The following is a 2,439-nucleotide window of genomic DNA, read 5'->3' as shown; positions in this document are numbered from 1 at the left end:
CCCTGGGGTTCGCCGGGTGGTTCGGCGGCTTCGGCGGGCCTGCGGCACGCGGCGGAGACGGCGAAGGCCGCGCAGGGCCTCATCGACCGCCCCTGGTACGACGCGCGGCGCCTGGACATAGATCTGCTGCTGTGGCGCCTGCACAACTACGACGACTCGGCGCTCGCGGCGTTCGTGGACCGCGCGATCGGCCCACTGCGCACCCACGACCAGCGCTCGAAGCCGCCGCTGCTTCCGACCCTGCAGACGTATTTGGCCCACGCGGGACGCAAGGCGGAGACGGCGCGCGAGCTGCATCTGAACCGTCAGACGCTCTACAACCGCCTCGCCAGGATCAGTGAACTCCTCGGCACGGACCTGGACGACCCGCAGACGGTGCTCGCGCTGAGTCTGGCGCTGCGGGCGCGCCGACATGTGGCGTAGGGGCCGCGGGCCTCAGGGCTACATCGCGAACGGCTGCGTCAACTCGTCGTAGACGCTCAGGACTTGGGTGACCGTCTCGTCCTCGGTCGGCCACGTCGCCGCCTGGGCCGTGCCCTTGTCCTTGAGCCGCTCCCTGAGTCCGGGGTCGGCGAGGAGGCGCGCGACGGCGGTGGCCAGGGCCTCGGCGTCGCCGTACGGGACGAGCTCGGCCGCGTCGCCGACCAGTTCGGGGATGCCGCCGACGGCGGTCGCGACGAGCGGCACGCGCGCGTGCAGGGCCTCCTGGGCGAGCACGGAGCGGGATTCCCAACTGCTGGGCAGCACCACGAGATCGGCCGCCGCGAGCATCTCGGGGACGTCGTCGCGCCGCCCGACGAGCCGGACCGGAAGGCCTTCGCCCTCGATACGGCGCTGCAGGGCGCCGCGCTCGGGCCCTTCACCGGCGATGACGAGGAGCGGCAGGGGGTCGAGGTGCCGCCATGCCCGCGCGGCCTCCAGGAGGACGTCGTAGCCCCGCTGCCGTTCGAGCGCGCCGACCGTGACGATCAACGGCCGCCCGACGGCACCGAGTTCGGCGAGGGCCTTGTGGCGAAGGCCATCGGCGTCCTCGACCGCACCGGCCGCACCGGCCGCCGCGTGCGGTGCGGGGAACGTGACGGGGGCGAGGCGGGCGTCCCGCGCGCCCCTGCTGCGGGCGCGGTCGACGAGGTCGGACGAGGTGCCGAGGACCACGGCCGCGGCCTTGGCGACGCGCCGCTCCAGGAGGTGCAGGACGCGGGCTCGCGCCCCTTCCGCGTGCGCGCGGGTGTGCCAGGTGACGACGAGGGGGATGCGGCGGCCGGTGAGCGCGAGGGCGGCACGGAGCGCGGCATGCATGCCGTGCGCGTGCACGAGGTCGGCGTCGGCACAGGCCAGTCGGAGGGAGGCGACGGATGCGGGGTCGCTGCTGCGGGGTACGTGGACGTGCTGGGCGCCGGTGCCCGTCAGGTCGTAGGCGCTGGCCGCCTCGGAGGGGGCGCACACCGTGACCCGCACGCCCCGCGCCGCGAGGCCCGCGGCGAGCGACCTGACGTGGGAACTGCTGCCCGCGCTGCCACCGCCCAGGACTTGCACGGTGTGCAGCGGGGTCTGACCGTGCGGTGAGTGGCTGCTCACGTGGCTCACGTAGCCGGGGCTCCTGGGTCGGCGTCGGGGGGCTGCGCCAAGGATGCCAGTCCGTACGGACGTTCCGGCACCGCCGAAAGGTCTCTTCCGTGTCCGGGCGGGCAACTCCCTGACCCGGATCACCCACACGGGTGAGGACAACGGGGTTTCAGCACCGCGGACGATCTGCGGCCCCCGCATCTTCGCAGCGGGGACGTGCGGGGCGAAAGACTTTCAGAAGGCTCGGCGTGGCACGGCCGCGGGCTCCGTCGCGGATCCCGCCGTGAGGCTTCGCTTCCGGGCGGCCGAGACGACGCTAGCCCAGGCCCCTCACGGCGGCACTGACCCTCTCTCCGTAAACGGCGGCCGCCACCAGCCCCGCCGCGTGGGCCGCGTCCCCCGCGCGGCCGTTGCCCGCCGCGATGGCTGTACCGAGCGCCGCGCCCAAGGCGTGCGCTCCGGCGTCGCCGATCATGGCGCGCTCCCCCAGGTCCTCCGGGAGCACGGCCACGGCGGCCCCCATGGAGGCGGCAGCGAGGACCCCGCCCGTGCCCTGGCGCAGCAAGCCCGGAGCTCCCAGCGCCACCACGGCTCCGGCGGCCCTTCCCGGGCGTACGTCCACGAGGTTGACGAAGTGGGCGGTGCCCGCGATCACGACGCCCGCAAGGACCTTGTCCACCGGCCGCTCCTTGAGCAGCGCACCGGCGGCGAGACCGGCCGCGGAGATCCCGAACAACTTGACGGCCCCACTGGTCACTTCGCCGTCCCGCAGCGCGCCCAGGTGCGCACGGAAACCCCGGCGCGGATCACCCTCCCCCGCCACGTCGTCGTACGCCCCGCACGCCCCCGCGGAGAGGACGGCGAGCGCGGCGA

Annotated in this window: 3 protein-coding genes; 1 reads left to right on the top strand and 2 read right to left on the bottom strand. The window is 74.6% G+C overall.

Features of this window, described 5'->3' with window-relative positions; genetic code table 11:
• On the top strand, positions 1 to 423 hold a 423-nt coding region (locus tag ABD378_RS21310; protein ID WP_344522531.1), incomplete at its 5' end, for a PucR family transcriptional regulator.
• Between the two features lie 18 nt (positions 424 to 441).
• Here ABD378_RS21310 and ABD378_RS21305 read toward each other — a convergent pair.
• Together ABD378_RS21305 and ABD378_RS21300 are read right to left on the bottom strand one after the other, a co-directional pair.
• Positions 442 to 1,587: a glycosyltransferase family 4 protein gene (locus tag ABD378_RS21305; RefSeq protein ID WP_344522530.1), complete on the bottom strand. Its 1,146-nt coding sequence runs from the start codon at positions 1,585 to 1,587 to the stop codon at positions 442 to 444.
• Positions 1,588 to 1,882: 295 nt separating this feature from the next.
• Positions 1,883 to 2,439: hypothetical protein (locus tag ABD378_RS21300; protein ID WP_344522529.1), on the bottom strand; the 557-nt coding region annotated here is incomplete at its 5' end.

The sequence above is a fragment of the Streptomyces rectiviolaceus genome, assembly GCF_039533825.1.
Taxonomy (GTDB): Bacteria; Actinomycetota; Actinomycetes; order Streptomycetales; family Streptomycetaceae; genus Streptomyces; species Streptomyces rectiviolaceus.
The sequence above is the reverse complement of the archived record's forward strand: the minus strand, read 5'-3'. Positions and strand labels throughout refer to the sequence as shown.